Below are 25,910 nucleotides of genomic sequence, written 5' to 3'. Positions count from 1 at the left end.
CACGGGAGCACACCTCGCTCGTGCAGGGGGCAGGGGAATCCGACCTTCCGGCACCCACCACAGTTCGTGCATCGGCACAACCACCTGCCCCACCCGCGCACGTCGGGTGGGTGGACCGGTGGGAACACCGGTTTCGCGGGGGAGGGCTGCCCCTGGTGTCTGGCGGCAGGGCGGGGGCTTGCCCCTGCTTCCTGGTGTGCAGGGGGCGCACCCTGAGCTTTGCTCGGCTCGTGGTGAGTGGCCCGTTCGCCCGGAGCCCCCCGGTGTGCGGACCGTTCACTCGGAGCCGCTTGGGGGTGTGCGGACCATTCGCTCGAAGCCCGTCCCTGATGTGCGGACCGTTCACTAGGAGCAGTTCGAGGCGTACGGACCACTCACTTGGAGCCCGCCCCGGTGCACGGCCCGTTCGCACGGCGCCCCGCTTGTGCTGCTTCTGGGTCTGCGGACCGTTCACCGGAACTCCCACCTTCGCGTCGGGCGAATGGACCGTTCACTGGAACTGCTGCCTTCGCGTCGGGCGAATGGACCGTTCACTGGAACTGCTGCCTTCGCGTCGGGTGAACGGTCCGTTCACCGGAACTACCGCTCTTGCCTCCGGCGAACGGACCGTTCACTGGAAAGCCCCGTCCCCGCTGCCGGTGAATGGTCCGCTCGCTCGGAGCTTTGCTTGCTGCCTCCCGGTGAACGGGCCGTTTGCCGGGAATCCCTGCACTTGCCTCCGGGTGAACGGACCGCTCACCCGGTGCCTCACCCCTGAGTGCGGTCCGTTCGCTCGAAACCCCGCTCCGTCCCCGGTGTGCGGTCCGTTCACCTAGAGCCCTGTCCTGATGTGCGGACCGTTCACTCGAAGTCCCGTCCTGGTGTGCGGACCGTTCATCCGGAGTTCTGCCGCCGCCTCCGGTGTGCGGACCGTTCACCTGAAGCCTCGCTCCCACTCCGCCCTCCTCGGTGAACGGACCGCTCGTCCCGCCTCCGTCCCCGGTGTCAAGAGTCAGCCACGGTCGTGGGGTTCCACCGCAGCCCTCCGGCTGGTGAGACTGGACTGATGCTGCTCGGACGCGACCGGCAGCGCGTCGCCGTGGACGCACTGCTCGACCACGCCCGCGCTGGGCGTGGGGGAGCGCTGGTGCTGCGTGGTGGTCCCGGCACCGGCAAGACCGCGCTCCTGCGTGCCGCACGCCGAGCCGCTGCGGACTTCGCCGACCACCCCCGTCGGGTTCTGCTCTGCGTGGACGATGCGCACCTGCTCGACCTGTCCGCGTTGCTCAGCGCCCTTCCCGAGCTCGCCGCCGAACCCGTTGCCGTCCTCCTCGCCTGTGAGACCGGCCTGTCGGGGCTACCCGGTCTGCCCGGCGAGATCGGTCTGCCAGGCCTGCCAGGCCTGCCAGGCCTGCCAGGGCTGTCGGACCTGTCCGGCGCGACCGCCCTGTCCGGTGCGACCGCCCTACCCAACCTGCCCGCCCTGCCCAACCTGCCCAACCTGCCCAACCTGCCGAATCAACCAAACCCCTCCACCCCACCCACCCTCTCCACCCTCCCCACCATCGACCTCACCCCCCTAACCCACCCCGACTCCCTCCGAGTCCTCAACGACCTACGCCCCGGCCTCCCCGCCGACCTGGCCGACGACCTCGCCCACCTGGCCTCCGGAAACCCCCTAGCCCTGGTGGAACTCGCAGCCGCCCTCACCGCCGAGCACCTCGGCGGCACCGCCCCCGCCCCGAACCTCCTCCCCTCCACCAGCACCCTCCGCTCCCGCCTCCGCGCCCGCTTCCACCGCCTCTCCCCCCGCGCCCGCACCGCCACCGCCCTGGCCCTGGTCGACCCCGACCTCGACCCCGACACCCTCGCCCGCCTCCCCGACATCGGCCCCGCCGCCGTCCAGGAAGCCGCCCCCCTGCTGCTCCCGGACCCCCTCACCCGCACCTCCCTGGCCGCCGAACTCCCCCTCGCCGAGCGCTACGCCGCCCACACCGCCCTCGCCAAGGCCCTCCCACCCGGCCCCCGCCGCACCTGGCACCAGGCCGCCACCGCCCCCGGCGCCAGGGACGCCCAGGCCGAGCGGTTGCACGCCGAGGCCCGCCGGGCCCGCCGCTGCGGCGACCACGCCCGCGCCGCCCGCGACCACGACCGCGCCGCCGCGCTCACCAGCGCCCCCGCGCTCCGCGCCCGCCGCCTGGTCAGCGCCGCCGCCGACCACTGGACCGCAGGCGCCGCAGGCCCCGCCAGGTCCGCGCTCACCGCCGCCGCCCGGCTGTCCGACAGCCCGGAGCTCCGGGCGCTCGCCGACCTGGTCCGGGGAGGCCTCGACCTCGGTGGCGGCCAGCCGGACGGCGCCGCCCGCCGGTTGCTCCGCGCCTCCGCCGCCCTCGCCGGGGCGCACCGGGCCCAGGCCGCCCTCGCACTCGGGTTCGCGGGCGAGGCCGCGTGCGGCGCGGGCGACCACGCGCTGCACACCGAGATCGCCCGCGCCGCCGCCGACCTGCGCTCGCCCGACGACCCCGACGCGCAAGCCCTCGTGCTCGACCACGTGCTCGGCATGGAAGCCACCTTCCGGGGCCACCACGCCGAGGCCGTGCCGCTGCTGCGCGCGGTCGTCGCCACCGCCGAGCGCACCCCCGTGCCGCAGGCCGGGGTGTGGGGCGGGCACGCCGCCTACGTGCTCGGCGACTCCGCCAAGGCGCACGAGCTGGCCGGTGGCGCGGTGGTCGCCACCCGCGAGCGCGGGCTGACCGCGTTCCTGCCGTGGGCGCTGATCTACCAGGCCCTGTCGGCGCTGCTGCTGGACCGGCACGCGCTCGCGCTCTCCGCCGCGTTCGAGGGCCTGCACGCGGCGGAGGCCGTCGGCCAGCGCAACGCCGCCGCCGACCACCTGATGATCCTCGCCCTGCTGTCCGCGCTGCGCGGCGACTGCGACACCGCGCTGCACCGCGTCGACACCGCCGCCGAGCAGGTCTCCCGCAACGGCCTCGGCCGGGCCGGGACGCTCGCGGCCTGGGCGCTGGCGTGCGTCGACCTGGCGCGCGAGCGCCCCGTCGTCGCGCTGGAGCGGTTGCGGGCGCTGGAGTCCGGCGGGCGGTACGGGGGCGTGCACGAGGGCATCCGGACCATGGCCGTGCCGCACCTGGTGGAGGCGGCGGCCGGGTGCGGCGAGGTCGGGTGGGCGGAGCGGGAGCTGCGGCGGTTCCAGCGCTGGGCGGACAGCGGCGGGAGCGCCGCCCGGCGGGCCGTGGCGCACCGGTGCCTGGGGGTGCTGGCGGACGGTGAGGACGCGCGCGCGCACTTCACCGAGGCGCTGCGGCTGCACCGGGGGAGCGGCGGCGCGCTGGAGCTGGCGAAGACGCAGCTGATCTACGGGCGCTGGCTGCGGCGGACGCGGCGGCCGAGGGCGGCTCGGGAGGTGCTGCGGGAAGCCGCGGACATCTTCGAGCGGCAGGAGGCCGAGCACTGGGCCGGTCGGGCGCGCGCCGAGCTGCGGGCGGCGGGGGAGACGGCGGCGGGCGAGCGGGCGGGTGAGCGGGCGGGCGACCGGAGCGGGGGGTTCGGCGAGCTGACCCCGCAGCAGGCCAGGATCGCCCGGCTGGTCGCGGAGGGGGCGAGCAACCGGGAGGTCGCGGCGCGGCTGTTCCTGAGCCACCGGACCGTCGAGCACCACCTGCGGAACATCTTCGCGCGGCTGGAAGTGCGGTCACGGGTGGAGCTGGTCAAGCGCTTCGGGTGAGCGGGCGGCGGACGTCGGGGGCCCGTTCCCGCGCGCCCGACGCGCCCCCGTCCCGTTGGCGGTTCCCACCACCGCCCCCACCTGCGCTTTCCCGGCATTTCGGGCCCACTCGTGTTAGCGCTAACAACAAGCACCGCCGGAGTGGAAAAACCAAGCATCGCCGCATGTCAAGAACCCGCTCGGCCGCACCGGATCGGCTCCAGGGCGGGGGTTGACACCCCAGTTGTGAGCGATCACACTCGTCCGCAACATCCCGGTAACCGGCCGCCGCCCGCTCCACCTCGCCGGACACCCCCGCACCACCGGACACGACACTGCCGTCGCGCGCCGATGTGAGCGTGAACATCGACGACGGCGGTGTCTGGGAGGGAACGTCGTGGTCAGAACCAGGTCCCTGGGCAGCCGGGCGGCGCTGCTCGTCGCGACCCTGCTGCTCGCCGTCGCGCCGCAGCAAGCGGTCGCCCAGCAAGCGGTCGCGCGGCAACCCGACCACCCGGTCGCCGCCGAGCCCGAGGGCCCCGGCGCCGAAGCGACCTACGCGGCGTACGTGATGGGCTACTTCACCGAGTCCCCCAGCATGACCGGAGCGAACTACGGCCTGCACCTCGCGGTCAGCGGCGACGGCCTCAACTGGACCCCGCTCAACCAGAACAACCCCGTCGTCACCCCCACCGCAGGCACCAAGGGCCTGCGCGACCCGTTCATCCTGCGCAAGCAGGACGGCACGTTCGTCGTCATCGCCACCGACCTCAACGGCACCGACTTCACGCAGAAGAACCAGTACATCCACGCCTGGGACTCCACGAACCTGACCAGCTTCAGCAACTACCGCAGGCTGAAGATGCACTCGATGGACACCCACACCTGGGCGCCCGAGGCGTTCTACGACCCGGCGCGCGGCCAGTACGGCATCTTCTACTCCGCGCACAACGGGACCCGCGACGTCTTCATGGTCAACTACACCACCGACTTCGTGAACGTCGGCTCCCCGCAGGTGTTCTTCGACCCCGGCTTCAACGTCCTCGACGGCACCGTCGCCACGAGCAACGGCACGAACTACCTGTACTACAAGAACATGGCCGACGGGAACATCTACGGCGCCCGCTCGTCCTCCTTGAACCCCAACAGCTTCAGCACCTACACGAGCCCACTCAAGCAGGCCAGCGGCATCGAGGCGCCGATCGTGGTCAAGTCCAACACCTCGGACACCCACTACCTGTGGTGCGACTCGTACTCCCCGGTGAACGGCGAGTTCTACGCCTGGTCCACCGGCAACCTCGGCGCGAACTCCTGGTCGGTGATGAACCAGCGCGCCTACGCCCAACCGCTGAACTCCAAGCACGCCACCATCTCCCCGATCACGGCGGCCGAGCAGTCCGCGCTGCTGTCCCGCTGGGGCGCCCCGTCCTGGAACCGCCTGAAGTCCTCGAACTTCCCGGACCGCTTCGTGCGCCACCAGAACTACCTCGGCCGCATCGACCCGTACCCGTTCGACCCGTACACCGACCAGCTCTGGAAGCTCGTGCCGGGCCTGTCGGACTCCTCGGGCGTCTCGTTCCAGTCGGTGTCCGACCCGACCCGCTACCTGCGGCACTACGAGTACGCGATCCGCTTGGACGCCAACGACAACACCGCCGCCTTCCGCGCCGACGCGACCTTCCACCGCGTCCCCGGCCTCGCCGACTCGTCCTGGTCCTCGTTCCGCTCCGCGAACCTCCCGGACCGCTACCTGCGGCACTCCGGCTACGCGCTGCGCGTCGACCCGATCAGCACGGCCACCGACCAGCAGGACGCGACCTTCCGCGTCGGCTCCTGACCCACCGGGCGCGATCCCCTTGCACAGCAGGGGAAAACGCGCCACCGAGACTCGCGCGGGCGGCCTGGCACCGGGGCCGGGCCGCCCGCGCGACCCCACCGCCGGGCGCGGGTCAGCGCGGCAGCACCCCGTGCAGCACCGTGTCCACCACCGCGTCCTCGCACTCCGGCGGGAACGCCTCCACCGCGCCCAGCCCGAACAGCCTGGGCACCGCCAGCTCGTGGCACGCCCCCACCACCAGCGTCGCGACCGTCTCCACGTCCGCCCCCGCCGCCAGGTTCCCGGCGTCCCGCTCCGCGCGCAGCCGCCGCGCCAGCAGCTCCACCATGCCGAGCCCGCCGCCCATCGGGTTGCCCAGCGCCTCGAACCTGGCCGCCAGCTCCGGCTGCCCCACCAGCCCGGCCAGCGCGGGCAGCACCGCCCGGTGCACCGCCACCGCGTGCGCCACGAACGCCCGCAGGTCGGCCGCGAGATCACCGCCCCAGGCGAACCCCTGCGCGTCCTCCACCTGCCGCACGTGCCGGTGCAGCGCGAGCGCCAGCAGCTCCTCGCGGTCGGCGAAGTGGTTGTACAGCACGCCCGGCGCGAGCCCGGCCGCGCGCGCCACGTCCCGCACGGTCAGCCCGGCCGTGCCGCGCTCGGCGACCAGCCCGGCCGCCGCGGTGATCAGGTGTTCGCGCGCGCTCACGCCCTCGGGCAGTGCCGCGGCCCTCCGTGGTGCCATCACCGCACATCGTAGGACGGCCCCGCGACCCGGTACCCCTCCAGCGCCCCCAGGAACGCCTCCGGCTCCACCACCTGCTCCACGTGCCACCTGCCTGCGGGCATCGTCGGCAGCAGCTCCACCAGCGCCGCCGCGATCACGCCGGTGGCCCTGCTCTGCCCGCTGCCGCTGAACGAGCAGCTCATCCCGCCCGCCGACGCGACCACGGCGAACCCGTCCCCGCCCAGGTGCACCGACGACGCCAGCGGCCCCAGCCAGCGCACGGCGGGCAGCAGCGCCGTCGCCAGCCGCGAGTCCAGGCACAGCCCGGTGCGCACCCGGTCCACCGGCAGCGTGGTCGGCAGCGTCACCTGGTCGGAGAACGGGAACCCGCGCACCCGCCGCGCCCCGAACGGCTCGGGGAACCTCGCCCGCCACGCCCCGCCCATCCCGGCGACCCCGGCGGCGGTCCACTCGACGGCGGCGGCCCCGTGCCGCTCGCCGCCGCCCAGCAGCACCCCGATCTCCACCTCGCGCGCCCCGGTCGCCTCGACGCACCAGCGGGCCAGCAGGTTCGACACGCCGGGCGCCAGACCGACGCTGAGCAGCGCCGTCGTGCCCGTGGGCTCCTCGATCGACGCGAGCACCCCAGCCGACGCCGACACGTCCAGGTAGTGCGCCCCGGCCTCGGCGGCGGCCCGAGCGACGGCGCCGTTGGCGGTCTCGGCGCACATCAGCACCACGTCCGCGCCCGCCACGACCCGCCGCACGTCCTCCTCGTCGCGCAGGTCCACCCGGACCCCGGTCGCGCCGGGCACCGCCGACGCCCGCGCCAGGTCCCGCCCCGCGACGACCACCTCGTGCCGCCGCGCCAGCTCGGCGACCGCGTGCCGCCCGACCGCGCCGTACCCGCCCAGCACCAGCACCCGCGCCATCAGGCCACCGCCGTCAGCAGCAGGGCGCTCGCGCGCAACCGGCACCCGCGCCCGGCCAGCTCCGCGCGGACCGGCGGGAGCAGCTCGGCCTCGGTGGCGTCCGGGCGCGCCCGCGTGATCGCCTGCCACGCCCAGGACAGCAGGAACTCCGCCGCGTCGTCCGGATCACCGCCCCACACCTGCCAGGCCTGGACCTCCTCGACGCCGACCTGCGCGAACCCGGCGTCGGCGAGCACCCGGCGCGCCACGTCCGGCTCGGACAGCGACAGCGGACCGGCGCTCAGCGGGCCCCAGCCGGGGACGACGCGGGTCAGCAGGTCGCCGACCTCGCCGAGCCCGTGCGGGACGAGGACGGCCAGGCGGCCCCCGGCGCGCAGCGCGGCGCGGAGGTTGGCGAACGCGGCGACCGGGTCGGCGAAGAACGGCACCCCGAACCGGCTGACCACCAGGTCGAACGCGCCGGGGGAGAAGCGGTGCGCCTGGGCGTCGGCCAGCAGGTAGTCCGGGGCGCCGCCCAGCGCGCGGGCCTTGGCGAGCATCGGCTCGGACAGGTCGACCCCGGTCGCCGACCCGCCGATCCCGGCCGCGCCCCTGGTCAGCGCGCCGGTCCCGCAGCCGACGTCGAGCACCCGGTCACCCGGCCTGACGTGGTCGAGCGCGAACCGGTCGAACCCGCCCCACACCGCGTCGAACCGCTCGCTCCGCTCGGCCCACCGCTGACCGGCCGGACCGTTCCAGGCCTGCGCCTGGGCGGTGTTGACCACCTCTTCGGACACTCCGCACCTCCGTTGTGAACGCTTGTTCATGAACAAGCGTTCACAACGCGGGGCGCCGTTGTCAAGCCCCGGTCGTGGAGGTGGCGCGGGTCGCACGCCGCCGATCCCTTGCCCCGCCACCCCCGAGCCGTTTAAGTTCAACGGATAAACCAATTGGGTCGACGGCGACCCAGGACCCTCGGGTGGGTGACCGGTGAACGGTTCTCTCGGTGCGGCCGAACTGCTCCCCGACGTACACCCCGCCTGGCTCCCACCCACCGCGTTCCGCGCGCTCGGCGCCCGCCGCGTCCGCGTCGTGGGCGAGGGCCCGATCGCCGACACCGTGCGCGCCGAGGCGCTGGCCGCCACCACCGCCCACGGCGGGGCGCTCGTGACCGAGGACCCCGAGCTGGACCTGGTCCTCACCGGTCCGGACGACGACCCCGAGGCGTTCACGATCACCCGCGACGCGGCCGGGACCACCACCGTCACCGCCTCCGGCCCCGGCCTGCTCTACGGCTTCCACCACCTCGTCCGCGCCGGTGAGAGCGCTTTCCAGGAGACCGGCGAGCACCACCCCGCCTACCCGGTCCGGATGCTCGACCACTGGGACAACGTCGACGTCCACCCCGTCATGGGCCAGGTCGAGCGCGGCTACTCCGGCGGCTCCCTGCTCTACGCCGACGGCGCCGTCCGCCCCGACCTCACCCGCGTCGCCGCGTACGCCCGCCTGCTCGGCTCGATCGGCGTGAACCGGGTGGCGCTCAACAACGTCAACGTGCACCGCACCGAGGCCCGCCTGCTGACCGACCTGCTCCCCGAGGTCGTCCGCCTGGCCGAGGTGCTGCGCCCGCACGGGATCCGCGCGCACCTGTCGGTCAACTTCGCCTCCCCGATCCTGCTCGGCGGCCTGACCACCGCCGACCCGCTCGACCCCGAGGTCCGCGCCTGGTGGGCCCGCACCACCGCCGCCGTCTACGCCGCCATCCCCGACTTCGGCGGCTACGTCGTCAAGGCCGACTCGGAGGGCCAACCCGGCCCGTTCAGCTACGGCCGCGACCACGCCGACGGCGCCAACGCGCTCGCGGAAGCACTGGAACCGTTCGGCGGCACGGTGTTCTGGCGCGCCTTCGTCTACGACCACCACCAGGACTGGCGCGACCGCAGCACCGACCGCGCCCGAGCGGCGCACGACCACTTCACCCCGCTGGACGGCGAGTTCGCCGACAACGTCGTGCTCCAGGTCAAGAACGGCCCCATCGACTTCCAGCCCCGCGAACCGGTCTCCCCGGTCATCGCCGCCATGCCGACCACCAGGTTGGCCGTGGAGTTCCAGGTCACCCAGGAGTACACCGGCCAGCAGCGGCACGTCTGCTACCTCGGGCCGCAGTGGAGCGAGGTCCTGCGCTTCCCCTTCGGCGACCGGGAGGTCCACACCCTCGCCGCCGGGATCACCGCCGTCTCGAACGTCGGCGACGACCCGTTCTGGACCGGGCACCCGTTGGCGCAGGCCAACCTCTACGCGTTCGGCAGGCTCGCCTGGGACCCGACCGCCGACCCCGACGAGCTCCTGCGCGAGTGGATCGCCCTCACCTTCCCCGACCCGGCCGCCCACGCCCCGCTGCACGCGCTGATGTCCGGCTCCTGGCGCGCGTACGAGGACTACACCGCCCCGCTGGGCGTCGGCTTCATGGTCCGACCGGGCGACCACTACGGCCCGGACGTCGACGGCTACGAGTACACCCGCTGGGGCACCTACCACTTCGCCGACCGCGACGGCGTCGGCGTCGACCGCACCCGCGCCACCGGCACCGGCTTCACCGGCCAGTACCCGCAGCCGTGGCGCGAGGTCTACGAGCACCTGGACACCTGCCCGGACGAGCTGCTGCTGTTCTTCCACCACGTCCCGTACGGGCACGTGCTGCACTCGGGGAAGACGGTGGTGCAGCACGTCTACGACACGCACTTCGCCGGGGTGGCGGCCGTCGAGCGGATGGCGGCGACCTGGGAGTCGTTGCGCGGCAAGGTCTCCGACGACGTGCACGAGCGCGTCACCGAGCGGCTGGCCGAGCAGTTGCGGTGCGCGGTGGAGTGGCGCGACCAGGTCAACACCTACTTCCTGCGCAAGTCCGGAGTCCCCGACGCGCACGGCCGGACCATCCACTGATCCCCTGGTAGCTTCCGGCGCGACCGGACGGGGGCGAGGGGGAGCGGTGACGCGCGGGCGGACGGGCGGGCGGACGGGCGGGACGCTGCTGGAGGTGGTCGGCCTCACCAAGGGCTACGGCGACCTCGTGGTGCTGGACGAGGTGGGCTTCACCCTGGAACCGGGCCGCGCCACCGCCGTGGTCGGCCCCAACGGGGCGGGCAAGTCCACGCTGCTGCGCTGCGTCGCCGGGGTCGACCGGGTCGACGCGGGCCGGGTGCTGCTCGACGGGGCCGACCTGGACGAGTCCGCGCCCGCGACGCGCGCCGCCGTCGCCACCGCGCTGGACGACCTGGCGTTCTTCCCCGACCTGTCGGTGGTCGAGCACCTGCGCCTGTGCGCGTGGTCGCACGGCTCGGCCGACCCCGAGGCCCTGGTGGCGGACGTGCTGGCCGAGCTGGGCCTGGACGCCGCCGCCGACCAGCTCCCCGCCACCCTGTCCAGCGGGCAGCGGCACCGGCTCGCGCTGGCCTCCTGCCTGGTGCGCCCGCGCAGGCTGCTCGTGCTGGACGAGCCGGAGCAGCGGCTCGACGCCGGGGGACGGCGCTGGCTGGCCGACCGGCTCGACGCCGAGAAGCGCGCGGGCGTCGCCGTCCTGCTGGCCTCGCACGACGAGGCCCTGGTGGCGCGGGTCGCGGACGGGCTCGTCGAGGTCGGGCGGTGACCGCGCCCACCGCCGCCGAACTCCGCCGGGAGCTGTGCGGGCTCCGCTCCGGGCACGACCGGCGCCCGCCGCCGCGCAGGCTCCTCGACGCCCAGGACGTGCTGCTCCCCGGCGGCATGGCGGTCGGGCTCGCCTGGGGCGCGCTCTCCACCCCGCCCGGCGCAGCCGCCCCGCTCGTCGGACCGGTGGCGCTGCTGCTGGTCGCGCTCGCGCTCAAGCTGCTGCTCGCGGTCGGCCCGGTCGTGGTGTCGTCGGCGAGCGCGTCGTGGCTGCTCACCAGCCCGGTGGACCGCCGGTCGCTGCTGCGCGGCCGGTTCGGCGCGGCGCTGGCCGCGAGCGCGGTGGGCTGCGGGCTGCTGCTCGCCGCGCTCGGCCCGTTCACGGGCAGCGCGGCCGTCACCGCCTCCGGCGTGCCGCTCGGCGTCCTGGTCGGCGCCGGGGCCGTCGTGCTGCAACACGCCCCCGCCTCGGTGGCCACCGCGCAGCGCGCGCTGCGCTTGTGCGTCGCGGCGGCCGTGCTGCTGCTGGGTCTCGTGCTCGTCACCGGCCGCGACCCGCTCCCGCCGGACGGCGTCCTCTGGCCGCTGGTCGCGGTCACCGGCATCGCGAGCGCGGCCACGACCGCCGCCGCGTCCCGGCGGCTGGGCCGGTTCACCCGCGCAAGCCTCACCGGCGGGACGCGCCTGGTCGACGCCGCCCGCGCGTCGGCCACCTGGCTGGACCCGGCGGTGCTCACCGACCTGCTCGCCACCCGCCGCGCCCTCACCACCGGCCGCGTCCGGTCCGCCGCCCTGCGCGGCCCGCGCGCCGCCGCCGTGCTCCGCGCGGAGCTGGTCCGCCTGCGCCGCAACGGGACCGGCGTCGCGGTGTGGGCCGCCCTCGCGCTCGTCCCGCACGCGGCGGCCGGGGTGCTGCCGGACGCGGCGCTCGGCGCCGTGCACCTGGTCGCCGCGTTCCTGGCCACCGAGCGGCTCGCGCCGGGGCTGCGCGCGCTCGCCCGCAACGCCGCCCTGCGCAGGGCGATCGGCGGCAGCGACCGGCGACTCCGCCTGCTGCACCTGGTGATCCCGACGGCGGGCGCGCTGATCTGGTGCGCCGCAACGGTTCCCGCGCTGCCCGTGCCCGCGCTGGCCGCGATCTCGGCGGCGGTGGCGGTGGCCGTCACCTGCAGGCTGGCCACCCGCCCCGACCTGGACTACTCCTCCGGCGTCGTCCTGGACACCCCGTTCGGCGTCGTCCCGGCCAACCTCGTGCGCCAGGTGCTGCGCGGACCGGGGCTGCTGCTGGTCCTCGTGCTCGTGCAGGTCGTCCTGGTCACGGGCTGACCCGCACCACCAGCACCGCCGCCGGGGCCAGCTCCAGCTCCGCCCCGGCCACCAGCTCGCCACCGCCCAGCAGGTCCACCCCGCTCACCGGGCACCCCACCACCCGCGCCGCCTCCCCGTGGTGCAGCAGGAACAGGTACCGCGTCCCGTCCGGCGCCACCCGCTCCGCCACCTCCACCTCGGGCACGTCCGCCAGCGCCCCCACCAGGCCGTGCTCGTCGAGCACCGCCCGCACCACCGCGTCCACCCCGTCGTCGTCCAGCACGGTCGCCACGTGCCACGCCGCGCCGTCCCCGCGCGAAGCCCGCGTCACCGCAGGGGTGCCTGCGTAGAAGTCGGCCCCGTACGACCCCAGCACCTCCGCCGCCGGACCCTCCGCGCCGTCCTCCGGGACCACCACCTCGAACACGTGCCGCCCGGCGAACTCGCCGCCGCCGAAGGACACCGGGTTCACCACCTCCGGCCGCTGCGCGTCCGTCTCCTCCACCCGCAGCCCCAGCAACCCCGCCAGCGGGCCGGGCACGACCGCCAGGAACGCGTTGTCGTCCTCGTCCACCCGCCCCGACAGCGCCGTCGTCAGCAGCGACCCGCCCCGCCGCACCACCGCGCCCAACCGCTCCGCCGCGTCGCCCTTCACCATGTGCAGCAGCGGCGCGACGACCACGTCGTACCCGGACAGGTCGGCGGTCACCGGCACCACGTCCACCTGCGCCCCCGCCCGCCACAGCGCCCGGTGGTAGGCCGCCAGCACCGGCACGTACCGCACGTGCCTGCTCGGCCCGTCCGACATCTCCACGGCCCACCAGCTGTCCCAGTCCACCAGCAGCGCCACCCGCGCCGGGGTGCGCGCCCCGAGCAGCGCGTCGCCGACCGCCGCGAACTCCGCCCCCAGCGCCGCGACCTCCCGGAACACCCGCGTGTCCGTGCGCCCGGCGTGGTCCAGCACCGCCCCGTGGTACTTCTCGCTCGCCCCGCGCGCGTGCCGCATCTGGAAGTACAGCACCGCGTCCGCCCCGTGCGCGACCGACTGCCACGACCACAGCCGCAGGACTCCCGGCCGCTTCACCGGGTTCACGTCCCGGCACGCCGTGGTCGACGGCGTCTGCTCCATCACCCAGAACGGGTCGCCGCCCTTCAGCCCCCGGATCAGCCCGTGCGCCAGCGCCATCCGCGCCGCCGTGCGCAGCGGGTCCGCGTCCTCCGGCGGGTAGTTGTCCCAGGACGCGAAGTCCAGGTGCTCGGCCCACCGGTGGTAGTCGATCGGCTGGTACAGCCCCATGAAGTTCGTCGTCACCGGCGTGCGCGGCACGTGCTCGCGGATCGCCGCCTTCTCCGCGACGAACCCGCCCAGCAGCGCGTCGGTCATGAACCGCTTGTAGTCCAGCGTCGTGCCCTGGAACGCGGTGTGGTCAGGCCCGCGCCAGTGCTCGGACAGCGCGTTCGGCGGCTCGATCTCGTTCCAGTCGGTGTAGGTGTGCGACCAGAACGTGGTGTTCCACGCGTCGTTGAGCCGCGCCAGGCTCCCGTACCGCTCCCGCAGCCACTCCCGGAACCCGGCCGCGCACAGCCCGCAGTAGCAGGCCCCGCCGTACTCGTTGCCCACGTGCCAGGCCACCACCGCCGGGTTCTCCCCGTACCGCCGCGCCAGCTCCCCGGCCATGGCGACGGAGAGCCGCCGGAACGCGGGGGACGACGGGCAGGCGTTGTGCCGCTGCCCGTACACGTGCTTGCGCCCCTCGAAGTCCACCCGGCACGCCTCCGGGTAGGCCCGCGCCAGCCACGGCGGCATCGCCCCGCTCGGCGTGGCCAGCACGATCCGCTTGCCCTCGGCGCCCGCCCGCTCCACGATCGCGTCCAGCACCGTGAAGTCGTACCGGTCCTCGGCGGGTTGCAGGTGCGCCCACGCGAACACGCCCACGGTGAGCGTGTCGATCCCGGCCAGCTCGAACGCCGCGTAGTCGCGGTCCCAGACGTCTTCCGGCCACTGCTCGGGGTTGTAGTCGCCGCCGTAGGAGATCTGCCCGGTCATGCGGTGAACCTTTCCGTGGCGTCGCGCAGCGCCGGGTCGGCGGTGCGCAGCAGGGCCAGCGCGAGCGGCGAGGCCAGCAGCACCGGCACCCAGTCCGAACCGAAGTAGGTCGCGCCCAGCACCACGACCAGCAGCGCCAGCGCGCCCACCGCCGTCGACGGCCGGGCGAACAGGTAGTAGGAGGCCAGCCGCACCAGGTCGCGGGTGCGCAGCGCCAGCACCGACGACAGCGCCAGCGCCTGCGCCGACCACACTAGGACACCGGCCGCGACCAGCACCAGCAGCAGCGCGTACCAGCCGGGCACCCCGGCCATGTCCACTGTGGACAGCGTGAACCCGACCAGCGAGAGCACCGCCAGCGCGGGCAGCCACCAGCGCAGCACGTCCACCGCGTTCACCCGGTACCCGCGCAGGAAGTGCCGCGCGGGGGACAGGTCCGGATCGGTCAGGAACCGCCGCCAGGCGAACACCGCCGCCGACAGCGCGGGCCCCACCGGCGCGAAGCACAGGCCGACCAGCAGCGCGTTGCCCGGACCGTCGGCCAGGAACAGCAGCGGCAGCAGCGCGGGCGCGCAGGTCAGCACCAGCAGCAGCTCCAGCACCACGAACCAGTGCACCGCCGCCGACGCCCGCGACAGGAACCCCGGCCCGATCTCGGCGGCCGGGTCGCGCCGCGCGCTCACGGCAGCTCGTGCGCGGCGACCAGCCGCGCGTCCGAACCGCCGAGCAGCCTGCGGTCGTCCAGGCCCTCGTGGTGCGCGGGCCGCACCGGCAGCACCTCGGCGAACGTCACCTCGTGCCGCGACAGCGCCAGGTCCAGCTCCACCCGGCCACCCGCCACCGGCAGCGCCGAGTGCTCCACGGCCGGGCGCGCGCAGTCCCGCAGCAGGTCGAACTGCCGCTCGGTGGGGGAGAACGGCCGCCCCAGCTCCCGCCACGCGGCGAACGCGTTGCCGTCGTGCTCGCCCACCCGCTCGCGGCGCAGGAACGCGGTGGGCGCGTCCACCGGCACCGACAGCCGCACCTCGTGCCGCTCGGCAGCCGCGGGCGCGTCGCTGCCGCCCACCGGCTGCCAGGCCAGCACACTCACCCGGCCGTCGTCGTCCTTGCACACCAGGTGGTCCTCGCCGCGCGCCAGCACGTGCGCGCCCATCCGCGCCAGGAACGCGTACAGGTGGTACGCGGGCTTGGGCACCTGCCGGTGCGTGAGCAGCCCGAACCCGCCGTGGAACACCGAGGTCGGGACGTTCTCCTCCTCGAACACGTCGCAGAACGTCCAGTAGGCGAACGAGTCCACCAGGTCGTTGCCGCCGGTGACCACCGGGGCCAGGTAGGCGGCGTGGAACGCGGTGTCGTGGATCGGGTTGTCCGGCCGGTAGGAGCTGTTGAACTCGGTGATGTGCACCGGCAGCCCGGCCAGCGCGGTGCCCGCCAGGTGCTCGCGCGGCGCGGCGAACTGGGCCAGCAGGTCCTGCGGGGCCGACAACGTCTGGTAGGTGCCGAACGGGATGTGCTGCGCGGGCCCGGAGGTGTAGGCGTGCCTGCTCACGAAGTCCACCGGCGAGCCGCTCGCGGCGACGAACTCCGCGAACGGCGCCCACCAGTCGTCCGAGCCGGGGGAGATCGCCGGGCCCCCGACCAGGAGCCCGGCGTCGACCTCCTTCACCGCGCGGGCCGTGCTCTCGTACAGCCGGAAGTACGCGGCCTGGTCGGCGTCCTTCCAGAACTGCGGCAGGTTCGGCTCGTTCCACACCTCGATCGGCCACGTGCGCACCTCGGCGAGCCCGTACCGGTCGATCAGGTGCCGCAGCAGCGCCGTGACCAGCGCGGCCCACTCGCCGTGGTCGCGCGGCGGGGTGATGTTGCCCTTCCACCAGAACACGGTGTCGTCGCCGGAGGCGAGCAGGCCGGGCGTGAAACCCAGCTCCAGGAACGGTCTCACGCCCAGCCCGAGGTAGGTGTCGAACACCTGGTCCAGGTAGGTGAACGAGCACCGCCGCACGCCCGAGCCGGACTCGCGCAGCACGCCGAGGTCGTCGGACAGCAGCCCGTGCCCCCGGATGTGGCGGAACCCGATGTCCCGCTGGAGCACCGCGAGCGACTCGCGGTAGTCCGAGCGCAGCGCCAGGTTCAGCCTGCCGGTCCCGACGCACTCGCGCCAGGTCTGCGGCATCGGGCCGATCGGGTGGTCGGGAACGGTCGTGCGGTCGGCGCCCATCCCCGGCTCAGCCGTTCTTCTGCTTGTAGCGCTGGTGGGCGCTGTTGGCCAGGTCCACGAACTGCGTCCGCCCCTTGGCGTCCAGCTCGGCCAGGTACGCGTCCCAGGTCGACAGGTCCCGGTCGCCCAGGACGAACTGCAGCGCCGACTGCTGCGCGTAGTCCTTCAGCGGCGTCTCCCACAGCGAGGCCTGCTCGCGCTCCTCCTCGGTGAAGGGGTACGGCGGCACCAGCGGGGCGGGCGTCTTCTTCGCCATCTCCTCCTGGAACGCGATCTCCTCGGCGGTGAACGTCGAGCGCAGCAGCTCGGTCGGACCGCCGTAGGCGAACACGCCGCCCGCGAAGCCGAAGTCCTTCTGCAGGTGCTTGGGCGCGCCGGTGTTGGTGCCCGCGTAGGTGATGCCGGGGTTCAGCACCCGCTTGCCCGAGGCGTCCTTGTCGTAGGTCGTGCCCGGCACGCCCCACTTCACCAGCTCCTGGCCCTCCTCGGAGTACCAGACCCAGTCGACGTACTGCATCATCGCGACGAAGTGCTCGCTCTCGGCGGCCTTGGCCGGGATCATCAGCCCGTTCTCCAGCCGCGACCCGGTGATCAGGTTCCCGGCGGGGCCCGAGGGCAGCGGGATCTTCGCCACCGTCGCGCCGGGGATGCCGGAGATCGCGGGCCGGTAGTCGTTGACCACGTTCTGCGCGTTGGCGCTGATGGCGAACGACTCGCCGTTGGCGAACTTGCGGATCGCGATCTGGTCGTCCTTGCGGGTGAAGCTCTCCGGGTCGAGCAGCCCCTCGTCGACGAGCTTGCGCAGGTACTCCAGCATCTCCTTGTACTGCGGGCTGGCCGCGCTGAACTCCAGCTTCCCCGCGCCCTCGTCCCAGGTCGCGTTGACGTAGCCCCACCCGGCGGCGGCGCCGTAGGTCATGCCGAGGACGTTGAGCAGCGCCTTGCCCTCGAACCGGTCCGACAGCGGGTAGCTGTCCGGGTGCGCGGCCTTGATCGCCTTGAGGGCGGTGTGCACCTCGTCCCAGGTCTTCGGGGTCGCGATCCCCAGCCGCGCCAGCTCGTCCGTGCGGAACGCCAGCGTGTAGTCCTGCCACGGTGCCTCGTGCACGCCGGGCAGGACGTAGAACTTGCCGTCCTCCTGGCGCAGCGTGTCCAGGTCCTTCTTCAGGCCCCACTTCTCGATCTTCGCCTTGAAGTTCGGCATCAGGTCGAGGTAGTCGCTGACCGGCAGGATCGCCCCGGAGGCCACGAACGGCCGCTCCATGCCGGGGTAGGTCTTGGAGATGATCTCCGGCGCGTCCCCGGCGCCGATGACCAGGCTGCGCTTCTGGTCGTAGTCGCTGTTGGGCACCACCGTCGGCTTGAGCGTGACGTTGGTGCGCGAGGTCAGCTCCGACCAGAGCATCCACTCGTTCTTGATGGGGTAGTTGGCGTGGTCGTTGTAGAGGATGCCGAAGTCCAGCGGCTCGGTGGCCTTGAACGGCGTGCCGACGGCGAAGTCGGCCATCGCGCCCACCCGCTTGCCGTCCAGGTCCACCGGCGCGGAGCCGGGGTCGTCGCCGCCGCAGGCCACCAGGCTCGCGACCAGGCCACCCGCAACCAGTGCGGTGAACGGCCTCTTCCACTTCGTGCGCATCGGGCAACTCCTCGGGTGTGACAGCGTCGTCAACGGGTGAGAGCGCGCTACTGCTTGACCGCGCCGAGCATCACGCCCGACACGAAGAACCTCTGCACGAACGGGTAGACCACCAGGACCGGCAGGACGGTGAGCACCATCGTCACGGCCTTGATGTTCGCCGACACCTGCGCCACGTCGGCCGACCCGCCCGCGCCGACCGCGTCCGCCCCGGAGGCCCCGGCGATCATGTTCCGCAGGTACACGGTCACCGGGAACATGTCGGCCCGGTCGAAGTACAGGAACGCCCCGAACCACGCGTTCCAGTTCGCCACCGCGTAGAACAGCACCATCGTCGCCAGCACCGCCTTGGACAGCGGCAGCACGATCCGCAGCAGCACGCCGTAGGCGCTCAGGCCGTCGACGACCGCCGCCTCCTCCAGCTCGGACGGCAGGTTCTCGAAGAACGACTTCATCACCAGCAGGTTGAACACGCTGATCGCGTTCGGCAGCACCACCGCCCACAGCGTGTTCTTCATGCCCAGGCTGGAGATCAGCACGTAGTTCGGGATCAGGCCGCCGTTGAAGAACATGGTGAACACGGCGATCCCGATCAGCAGCCCGCGCCCCTTGAGCCGCCGCTTGGACAGCACGTAGGCGTAGACCGTGGTCAGCGCCATGGCGATCGCGGTGGCCACCACCGTGTACACCACGGTGTTCAGGTAGCCGTTCCAGAACGCCGGGTCCGCCATGACGAACCGGTACGTCTTCAGGTCGAACCCCTGCGGCAGCAGGTTCACCCGGCCCGTGCGGATGGCCTGCTCGTCGCTGAACGACTGGGCCACGATGTTCAGGAACGGGTACAGGGTCACCGCGACCACGCCCAGCAGCAGCGCGGTGTTCACCACCCGGAACACCCGGTAGCCGGGGCTGTCGTCGAGCCCGCGCGGCGCCGCGCGCACGACCGGCTTCTCCAGCGCCCCGGCCTTCTCCGTCAGCTCCGGCGTCACCACAGGCTCGTCCCCACCGCTCGCCGCGAGATCGCGTTCGCGGACAGGATCAGCACCAGCCCCACCAGCGCCTCGAACAGGCCGATCGCGGCGGCGTAGCTGAAGTTGTTGGACACCAGGCCCACCCGGTACAGGTAGGTCGACACCACGTCGCCGGTCGGGTAGGTCAGCGGGTTCTGCAGCAGCAGGATCTTCTCGAAGCCCACCGCCATGAACGTGCCGGTGTTCAGGATCAGCAGCGTCACCATCGTCGGCCGGATGCCGGGCAGCGTGATGTGCCAGGTCTGCCGCCACCGGCTCGCCCCGTCGATCCTGGCCGCCTCGTACAGCTGCTCGTCCACGGTCGTCAGCGCGGCCAGGTACAGGATCGTGCCCCAGCCGACGGTCTGCCACACCTCGGACGACACGTAGATCGTGCGGAACCAGTCGGGGGACTGGATGAACGCCACGGTCTCCGCGCCGAACAGCCGGGTGATCTGGTTGACCGTGCCCTCCACGGACACCAGCTGCATCACCATGCCCGCCACGATCACGATCGACAGGAAGTGCGGCAGGTACGCCACGGTCTGCACGAACTTCTTGAAGTAGCGCGAGCGCACCTCGTTCAGCATCAGCGCCAGCACGATCGGCAGCGGGAAGCAGAACAGCAGGGTCAGCGCGCCCAGCACGACGGTGTTGCCGAACACCGACCAGAAGTTGGGGTCCTTGAAGAACATCTCCACGTACCGCAGCCCGACCCAGGACTCGCCGAACACGCTGCCGCCCGGCACGAACCGGCGGAACGCGATCACGTTGCCCAGCATGGGCAGGTAGCGGAACACCAGGAAGAACAGCAGCGGCAGCACGGCCAGCGAGTACAGCTGCCAGTCCCTGCGCAGCGCCCGCCGCCAGCTCTCCCGCCTGCCCGCCGGGCGCCTGCCCGGCCACTTCCCGCGCCTGGGCCTCGCCTCGGCCACCGTCTCGGCGACGAGGGCCGTCTCCGGTGCGGCGGTCATGCCCCCGAGGCCTCTCCGGCCGCCGCGCCCGCGAGCGCCCCCGCAGGCGCGGTGCGCGCGGGCGCGGCGGGCGCCTGCTCGACCAGCGCGGTCGCCGTCCACCGCCGGGTCGCGTGCGCCACCTCGCGCACCCCGCCCACCAGGTCCACCACCAGCTCCCCGTGCACGTCCGCGCTGGAGCGGGCCACCCGCAGCCGGATCTCGCCCGGCTCCACGACCACCCGGCCCGCCGTCCCGGTGAACGCGGCCACGTCGGCGGGCACGGTGAACGCCACCCGCGCCGCCTCGCCCGCCACCAGGTCGACCTTGGCGAACCCGACCAGCCGCACCACCGGCCGCGTCACCGACGCCACCGGGTCGTGCAGGTACAGCTGCACCACGTCCGACCCGTCGACCCCGCCGGTGTTGCGCACCTCCAGCTCCACCCGCACCTCGCCGTCCACCGGCCAGTCCGCCGCCGACACCGAGGGCTCGGACCAGGTGAACCCGCCGTACGACAGCCCGTGCCCGAACGGGAACGCGGGCGTCGGGTCCACTGAGGACACCCCCGTCCGCCGCCCCAGCGGCACCGACAGGTAGGTCCCCGGCTGTCCCGCCGGATCGGCCGGGACGCTCACCGGCAGCCGTCCGGACGGGTTGACCGCGCCGGTCAGCACCTCGGCGATCGCCCGACCGCCCAGCTGGCCGGGGAAGAACGCCTGCACCGCCGCCGCCGACCCCGCCACCAGGTCGCCCACCGCGTACGGGCGGCCGGTGATCAGCAGCAGCACCACCGGGGTCCCGGTCGCCAGCACCTCGCGCACCAGCTCCGCCTGCACGCCCGGCAGGGTCAGGTCCGTCGCGTCGCAGCCCTCGCCGGACGTGCCGCGCCCGAACAGCCCGGCCCGGTCGCCCACCGCCACCACGCACACGTCCGCGCCCCGCGCCGCCGCGACCGCCTCGGCGAACCCGGAGCGGTCCTCGCCGTCGACCTGGCAGCCCACCGCGTGCGCGACCTCGACGCCCAGCCCGCGCAACCCGTCCCGCACGGTCGGGATCGCAAGCCCCAGCCCGGCGTCCGGGTGGTGCACGCCGATGTGCGCGGGGAACGAGTAGCAGCCGAGCATCGCCATCGGGTCGTCCGCCAGCGGCCCCACCAGCGCGACCCGCGCGGACGGCCGCAGCGGCAGCGCGCCGCCGCCGTTGGCCAGCAGCACCACCGACTCGCGCGCCAGCTCCAGCGCGATCGTCCTGGAGCCTGCGTCGTCCAGCTCCAGCGAGTCCACCGAGTCGGGCAGCGGCGACCAGTCCGGGTCGAGCAGTCCCAGCTCCACCTTCTGCGCCAGCACCCGGCGCAGCGCCCGGTCCACCAGCTCCTCCGGCACGTCCCCGCGCGAGACCGCGCGCAGCAGCGGTTCCCCGTAGCAGCGCACGGTCGGCAGCTCCACGTCCACGCCCGCGCCGAGGGCGAGCGCCGCCGCCCGCTCCTCGTCGCCCGCGACCCCGTGCAGGGTCTGGAGGAACTTCACCGAGAAGTAGTCCGCGACCACGGTCCCGGTGAAGCCCCACTCCTCGCGCAGCAGCCCGGTGAGCAGCCCGGCGTCGGCGGCCGACGGCACGCCGTCCAGCTCGCTGTAGGAGTTCATCACCGACCGCGCGCCGCCGTCGCGCACCGCCATCGCGAACGGCGGCAGGACCACGTCGGCCAGCTCGCGCGGCCCGATCGACACCGGTCCGAGGTTGCGGCCCGCCCGCGAGGCCGAGTAGCCCGCGAAGTGCTTGAGCGTGGCCACGATCCCGGCGTTCTCCAGCCCCCGCACGTACGCCGCGGCGACCAGGCCGACCAGCATCGGGTCCTCGCCGATGGTCTCCTCGGTGCGGCCCCAGCGGTAGTCGCGGGTCACGTCCAGCACCGGCGCCAACCCCTGGTGCACGCCCGCCGCCCGCATCGAGGCGCCGATCCGCCCGGCCATCGCCTCCACCAGCTCCGGCCGGAACGAGGCGCCCCAGGACAGCGGGGCCGGGTGGGCGGTGGCGCGCCAGGCGGCGAACCCGGTCAGGCACTCCTCGTGCACCAGCGCGGGGACGCCGAACCGGCTCGCCGCCACGATCTGCTCCTGGGCGGAGGCCAGCGAGCGCGCGCCGAGCACCGGGTCGACCGGCCTGGTGCCGAACGGCCTGGTCAGCTGGCCGAGCCCGGCGGAGATCACCTCGGTCCAGTCGACGGGCTCACCGGTCAGCTCGGACTGGTGCGGCGCGACGTCGCCGCCCTCCGGGTCGGCCCCCACCCACACGCCCACGAGCTGGGCGAGCTTCTCGCGGAGCGTCATCGCCGAGACCAGCGCCTCGACCCGATCGGCCACCGGCAGGCGCGCGTCCCGCCAGGGGGCGCCCCCGTCCGCCGTCCTGTTCGCCATCGACCAGGTACCTCCGCTTCACGTCCTCGTGAATGGCCGAAACTATCGAAATCTAGCCCGACATACCGGCCCGGTGGGCAGACCGTAAGACCCGTGATCCACCACGTCAACACCCCGTGACCGTTTTGCTTCCAGGGGATTCGTTGCCAGACTTCGACCATCCGTTGGCAACTGGGGGCGGAAGCTCTACGCTCTGGCCCCGAAACTTTAGGTCCGGCGACCGCCGGGCGACTCGGCTGAACGGGGTACCGCATGAGCACGTCGCCCGCACCGGACCCGGAGCTCGGGCACCCCGCCTCGATCACCTCGATCGCGGCCGAGGCCGGGGTGTCCGTCCCGACCGTCTCCAAGGTCCTCAACGGCAGGCCCGACGTGGCCGCCGAGACCAGGGCGCGGGTGGAGGGCCTGATCGAGCGCAGCGGCTACCGGCGCAGGCGCGCCCGCCAGTCGTCCCGGCCCGCGCTGGTCGACCTGGTGTTCCACGAGATGAACTCGGTGTGGGCCACCCAGATCATCCGGGGCGTCGAGCGGGCCGCCGCCGAGGAGCGCGCCGCCGTGGTGCTGTCCGAGCTGGGCGGCGCGCTCCGGCCGCCCGGCGAGTGGTTCGACGACCTGCTGGCCAGGCGGCCGATAGGCGTGATCCTGGTGCTGTCGGACCTGGACGAGGAGCAGCGGGCCCGGCTGACCGCCCGCAGCATCCCGTTCGTCTTCGTGGACACGGCGGGCGAGCCGCCGCCGGGCGTGCCCACCGTCGGCTCCACCAACTGGGCGGGTGGGCTGGCCGCCACCCGGCACCTGATCTCGTTGGGGCACGAGCGGATCGCGGTGATCTCCGGTCCGACCACGATGCTGTGCAGCCGGGCCCGCGTCGACGGCTACCGCAGCGCGCTGGAGTCCGGCGGCCTCCCGGTGGCGCCGGAACTGGTGCGGTACGGGGACTTCTACGTCAACGGCGGCTACGCGCACGGCATGGACCTGCTCACCCGCCCCGACCGGCCGACGGCCATCTTCGCCGGGTCGGACTTCCAGGCGCTGGGCGTCATGCGCGCCGCAGGCGAGCTGGGCCTGTCGATCCCCGGCGACCTGTCGATCGTGGGCTACGACGACCTGCCGGTCACCGAGTGGATCGGCCCCGGCCTGACCACGGTCCGCCAGCCGCTGCCGGAGATGGCGGCGACGGCCGCGCAGATGGTGTTCACGCTGGCGCGCGGCGAGCGGCCCGCCGTGGAGCGGATAGACCTCGCGACCGAGCTGGTGGTGCGCCAGAGCACCGCGCCACCGCGCCGCTGAACCCCGGCCGTCGAGCCCGGCCGCCGAACCCCCGCCGCCGAGCCCCGCCGCGCCCGTTCCCCGCCACCGCACCGAGAGGACAGCGCCGTGCCCCTGTTCGACCTCCCGCTCGACCAGCTGCGCGACCACCGGCCGGACGTGCCCGAACCCGCCGGTTTCGACGAGTTCTGGAAGTCCACCATGGACGACGCGCGCTCCCGCGAACCGATCCTCGCGCTGGAACCCGTCGACACCGGCCTGACCCTGCTGCGCACCTGGGACGTCACGTTCGCCGGGTTCGGCGGCCACCCGATCCGCGCCTGGTACTCCCGCCCGCACGGCGACGAACCGCTCCCGGTGGTCGTGGAGCACCTGGGCTACGGCCGGGGGAGGGGCCTGCCTCAGGAGCGGCTGCTGTGGCCGTGCGCCGGGTACGCGCACCTGCTGGTGGACACGCGCGGGCAGGGCGGCCAGTACGGCAGCGGCGGCGACACCCCCGACCCGGTCGGCTCCGGCCCGTCGGCGCCCGGCTTCCTGACCAGGGGCGTCGAGGACCCGGAAACCGCTTACCTGCGCCGGGTGCTGACCGACGCGGCCCGCGCCGTCGACGCCGCCGCCGCGCTCCCCGGCGTCGACCCGACCCGGATCGCGGTCGCGGGCAACAGCCAGGGCGGCGGGTTCGCCATCGCCGCGGCCGGGCTCAGCGGCGGCGCGGCGGCCCTGCTCGCCAGCGCGCCGCTGCTGTGCCACATCGCGCGCAACGTGCTGATCACCGACGCGCACCCGTACGGCGAGATCGTGCAGTACCTGTCGGTGCGCCGGGGCGTCGCCGACCGCGTGCTGGAGACCCTGTCCCACTTCGACGCGGTCCACTTCGCCCGCCGCACCACCGCCCCCGCGCTGTTCGCGACCGGCCTGCGCGACAACGTCTGCCCGCCGTCCGGGGTGTTCGCCGCGTTCAACGCGCTCGCCGGGGACGACACCGAGATCGCCGTCTACCCGTTCAACCACCACGAGCACGGCGAGGCGGTGCACGCCGAGCGCCAGGTCCGCTGGCTGGCCGAGCGGTTCAGGCCAGCGCCAGCACGATGAGCAGCGCCAGCACGACCCGCGCGGTCACCCCCGCTGCTCCAGCCTGCTGATCCGCTCGACCAGCGGCGCCAGCTCCCGCCGCACCAGCCCGGTGACGGCGGCGAGCGCAGCGCCCTGGTCGGGCGCGGGGCTGTTGGCGCGCAGCTGCTCGTACCCGCTCAGCGCGGCGGTCACCGCCCGCCGCACCGACCTCACGTCCGCCCCCGCCGCGCGCAGCGCCCGCCCGCCACCGCCGTCCGGTTCGGCGACCAGCCCCAGCAGCAGGTGCTCGCAGCCCACGTAGTTGTGCCCGAGGGCCAGCGCCTCCACCACGCTCAGCTCCAGCGCGCTCGCCGCCTCGGCGCTCCAGGTCCGCCCGCCCGAGGCGTCCGGCCGCTCGGGCACGGCCCGCCGGAGCGCGGCGACGTCCACGTCGAGGGTGGGCAGCACGCGCGCCGCGAGGTTGTCGCCCTCGGTCAGCAGGCCGTGCAGCAGGTCGGAGGTGCCGACCTCGCCGGTGGCGCGCGCGGCGGCCAGCGCGAGCGCGCCCCGGAACCGGTCGGTGACGCGCTCCAGCCCGGACAGGTCGGCGGGGTCGGCGGCGCGGATCGCGGCGACCCGGCGCACCGACTGCTCCAGCGCGCGCTGGCAGATCGCGGAGACCGGCACGTCCAGCGCGCGCACGGTCTCGGCGAGGTCGTCCGGCAGGTAGACGTTGATCTTGGGCATGACGACCTCCCGTGTGGGGTTATCTCTGTAACCCCACACGTAACCCCACTTGGGGTCATCCCGTCAAGGGAGCCTGCGCCGCCCGGCGAACCCGATGTCGGCCCGGTGGTACCACTCCAGCGCCCGGTCGCCCTCCAACCAGCACAGCAGCACCGGGACGCCGTCCAGGTCGGCGGGGAAGTCGACCAGCAGCGGCGCGAACCCCTTCAGCTCGGCCCCGGTGTCCTGCACGGCCGTCATCAGCTCGTCCAACCGCGCCTGGGCGGCCTTCAGCTCGGGCAGCCCGCCGAGCGGCGATGGCGAGCCCCCGTCCGCGCGCGAGGCGGCCAGCTCGGCGGCGTCGGCGCGCAGCGCGACGATCTCGTCGAGCACGGGCATGAGGGCGGTCAGCTCGGCCTTGGCCTCGTCCACGGTGAACAGTCCCACCGGGGCAGCCTAACCACGCGAACCGGC

General features: G+C 74.0%; 19 protein-coding genes. 7 read left to right on the top strand and 12 right to left on the bottom strand.

Annotated elements, in window-relative coordinates; all coding sequences use genetic code 11:
• Positions 1-1,045 precede the first annotated feature (1,045 nt).
• The gene (locus LV78_RS41285) at positions 1,046-3,721 is read left to right on the top strand and encodes a LuxR family transcriptional regulator (RefSeq protein ID WP_301307958.1); all 2,676 of its coding nucleotides are present in this window, start codon (positions 1,046-1,048) and stop codon (positions 3,719-3,721) included.
• Positions 3,722-4,097: 376 nt separating this feature from the next.
• On the top strand, positions 4,098-5,537 hold the full coding sequence (locus LV78_RS35540; protein ID WP_253850497.1) for a glycoside hydrolase family 43 protein: 1,440 nt from the start codon (positions 4,098-4,100) through the stop codon (positions 5,535-5,537).
• Positions 5,538-5,649: 112 nt separating this feature from the next.
• Here LV78_RS35540 and LV78_RS35535 read toward each other — a convergent pair whose 3' ends face one another.
• Genes LV78_RS35535 through LV78_RS35525 form a run of 3 tightly spaced genes read right to left on the bottom strand, consistent with a single transcriptional unit; the run spans position 5,650 to position 7,951 of the window.
• Complete coding sequence (locus LV78_RS35535) at positions 5,650-6,261, bottom strand: TetR/AcrR family transcriptional regulator (protein WP_162945080.1); 612 nt, start codon at positions 6,259-6,261, stop codon at positions 5,650-5,652.
• Positions 6,261-7,175 carry a saccharopine dehydrogenase NADP-binding domain-containing protein gene (locus LV78_RS35530; RefSeq protein ID WP_253850496.1) on the bottom strand — a complete coding sequence of 305 codons (915 nt, stop codon included), beginning with the start codon at positions 7,173-7,175 and terminating at the stop codon, positions 6,261-6,263. The genes LV78_RS35535 and LV78_RS35530 overlap by 1 nt, the downstream gene beginning before the upstream one ends.
• Positions 7,175-7,951 carry a class I SAM-dependent methyltransferase gene (locus tag LV78_RS35525; protein ID WP_253850495.1) on the bottom strand — a complete coding sequence of 259 codons (777 nt, stop codon included), beginning with the start codon at positions 7,949-7,951 and terminating at the stop codon, positions 7,175-7,177. Before LV78_RS35525 ends, LV78_RS35530 begins: the two co-directional genes overlap by 1 nt.
• A gap of 193 nt (positions 7,952-8,144) precedes the next feature.
• Here LV78_RS35525 and LV78_RS35520 point away from each other — a divergent pair, with 193 nt between their 5' ends.
• Genes LV78_RS35520 through LV78_RS35510 form a run of 3 tightly spaced genes read left to right on the top strand, consistent with a single transcriptional unit; the run spans position 8,145 to position 12,125 of the window.
• Entirely contained in the window at positions 8,145-10,097 is a 1,953-nt protein-coding gene (locus LV78_RS35520) for an alpha-glucuronidase (protein WP_253850494.1), read from the top strand.
• Between the two features lie 46 nt (positions 10,098-10,143).
• Positions 10,144-10,800, top strand: a complete 657-nt coding sequence (locus LV78_RS35515) for an ABC transporter ATP-binding protein (RefSeq protein WP_253850493.1) — start codon at positions 10,144-10,146, stop codon at positions 10,798-10,800.
• Complete coding sequence (locus LV78_RS35510) at positions 10,797-12,125, top strand: DUF6297 family protein (protein WP_253850492.1); 1,329 nt, start codon at positions 10,797-10,799, stop codon at positions 12,123-12,125. Before LV78_RS35515 ends, LV78_RS35510 begins: the two co-directional genes overlap by 4 nt.
• Here LV78_RS35510 and LV78_RS35505 read toward each other — a convergent pair.
• The 7 genes from LV78_RS35505 to LV78_RS35475 are packed head-to-tail and all read right to left on the bottom strand — an operon-like array spanning position 12,115 to position 22,388.
• Complete coding sequence (locus LV78_RS35505) at positions 12,115-14,154, bottom strand: beta-galactosidase (protein ID WP_253850491.1); 2,040 nt, start codon at positions 14,152-14,154, stop codon at positions 12,115-12,117. The genes LV78_RS35510 and LV78_RS35505 overlap by 11 nt on opposite strands.
• Entirely contained in the window at positions 14,151-14,837 is a 687-nt protein-coding gene (locus LV78_RS35500; RefSeq protein WP_253850490.1) for a glycosyl transferase, read from the bottom strand. The genes LV78_RS35505 and LV78_RS35500 overlap by 4 nt, the downstream gene beginning before the upstream one ends.
• Positions 14,834-16,372 (bottom strand): GH39 family glycosyl hydrolase, encoded by a 1,539-nt coding sequence (locus LV78_RS35495; protein WP_253850489.1) that lies wholly within the window; start codon positions 16,370-16,372, stop codon positions 14,834-14,836. The genes LV78_RS35500 and LV78_RS35495 overlap by 4 nt, the downstream gene beginning before the upstream one ends.
• A 7-nt stretch (positions 16,373-16,379) precedes the next feature.
• Positions 16,380-18,008: an ABC transporter substrate-binding protein gene (locus LV78_RS35490; protein ID WP_253850488.1), complete on the bottom strand. Its 1,629-nt coding sequence runs from the start codon at positions 18,006-18,008 to the stop codon at positions 16,380-16,382.
• A gap of 47 nt (positions 18,009-18,055) precedes the next feature.
• Complete coding sequence (locus tag LV78_RS35485) at positions 18,056-18,997, bottom strand: carbohydrate ABC transporter permease (RefSeq protein WP_253850487.1); 942 nt, start codon at positions 18,995-18,997, stop codon at positions 18,056-18,058.
• Positions 18,994-19,992 (bottom strand): ABC transporter permease, encoded by a 999-nt coding sequence (locus LV78_RS35480; protein WP_253850486.1) that lies wholly within the window; start codon positions 19,990-19,992, stop codon positions 18,994-18,996. The genes LV78_RS35485 and LV78_RS35480 overlap by 4 nt, the downstream gene beginning before the upstream one ends.
• Positions 19,989-22,388: a beta-xylosidase/alpha-l-arabinosidase gene (locus tag LV78_RS35475; protein ID WP_253850485.1), complete on the bottom strand. Its 2,400-nt coding sequence runs from the start codon at positions 22,386-22,388 to the stop codon at positions 19,989-19,991. The genes LV78_RS35480 and LV78_RS35475 overlap by 4 nt, the downstream gene beginning before the upstream one ends.
• Before the next feature lie 252 nt (positions 22,389-22,640).
• Between LV78_RS35475 and LV78_RS35470 the strand changes: the two genes are divergently transcribed.
• Together LV78_RS35470 and LV78_RS35465 are read left to right on the top strand one after the other, a co-directional pair.
• Positions 22,641-23,678, top strand: a complete 1,038-nt coding sequence (locus LV78_RS35470; RefSeq protein WP_253850484.1) for a LacI family DNA-binding transcriptional regulator — start codon at positions 22,641-22,643, stop codon at positions 23,676-23,678.
• Between the two features lie 87 nt (positions 23,679-23,765).
• Positions 23,766-24,749, top strand: a complete 984-nt coding sequence (locus LV78_RS35465; protein ID WP_253850483.1) for an acetylxylan esterase — start codon at positions 23,766-23,768, stop codon at positions 24,747-24,749.
• Between the two features lie 24 nt (positions 24,750-24,773).
• On the opposite strand, the gene LV78_RS35460 is transcribed toward LV78_RS35465, so the two are convergent.
• Both LV78_RS35460 and LV78_RS35455 read right to left on the bottom strand, forming a co-directional pair.
• Positions 24,774-25,457, bottom strand: a complete 684-nt coding sequence (locus LV78_RS35460) for a type II toxin-antitoxin system CcdA family antitoxin (RefSeq protein ID WP_253850482.1) — start codon at positions 25,455-25,457, stop codon at positions 24,774-24,776.
• 63 nt (positions 25,458-25,520) lie between these two features.
• Complete coding sequence (locus LV78_RS35455) at positions 25,521-25,883, bottom strand: DUF2203 domain-containing protein (RefSeq protein WP_015800823.1); 363 nt, start codon at positions 25,881-25,883, stop codon at positions 25,521-25,523.
• Positions 25,884-25,910 lie beyond the last annotated feature (27 nt).

The organism is Actinosynnema pretiosum (genome assembly GCF_024171695.1).
GTDB lineage: Bacteria > Actinomycetota > Actinomycetes > Mycobacteriales > Pseudonocardiaceae > Actinosynnema > Actinosynnema pretiosum.
This window is presented reverse-complemented; position numbering and strand designations above follow the sequence as displayed.

Excerpts from the sequence above, each read along its gene's own strand:
- LV78_RS41285 (WP_301307958.1), top strand. The coding sequence starts at position 1,046 with ATGCTGCTCGGACGCGACCGGCAGCGCGTCGCCGTGGACGCACTGCTC.
- LV78_RS35470 (WP_253850484.1), top strand. The coding sequence starts at position 22,641 with ATGAGCACGTCGCCCGCACCGGACCCGGAGCTCGGGCACCCCGCCTCG.
- LV78_RS35460 (WP_253850482.1), bottom strand. The coding sequence starts at position 25,457 with ATGCCCAAGATCAACGTCTACCTGCCGGACGACCTCGCCGAGACCGTG.
- LV78_RS35480 (WP_253850486.1), bottom strand. The coding sequence starts at position 19,992 with ATGACCGCCGCACCGGAGACGGCCCTCGTCGCCGAGACGGTGGCCGAG.
- LV78_RS35490 (WP_253850488.1), bottom strand. The coding sequence starts at position 18,008 with ATGCGCACGAAGTGGAAGAGGCCGTTCACCGCACTGGTTGCGGGTGGC.
- LV78_RS35535 (WP_162945080.1), bottom strand. The coding sequence starts at position 6,261 with ATGGCACCACGGAGGGCCGCGGCACTGCCCGAGGGCGTGAGCGCGCGC.
- LV78_RS35475 (WP_253850485.1), bottom strand. The coding sequence starts at position 22,388 with ATGGCGAACAGGACGGCGGACGGGGGCGCCCCCTGGCGGGACGCGCGC.
- LV78_RS35495 (WP_253850489.1), bottom strand. The coding sequence starts at position 16,372 with ATGGGCGCCGACCGCACGACCGTTCCCGACCACCCGATCGGCCCGATG.
- LV78_RS35530 (WP_253850496.1), bottom strand. The coding sequence starts at position 7,175 with ATGGCGCGGGTGCTGGTGCTGGGCGGGTACGGCGCGGTCGGGCGGCAC.
- LV78_RS35505 (WP_253850491.1), bottom strand. The coding sequence starts at position 14,154 with ATGACCGGGCAGATCTCCTACGGCGGCGACTACAACCCCGAGCAGTGG.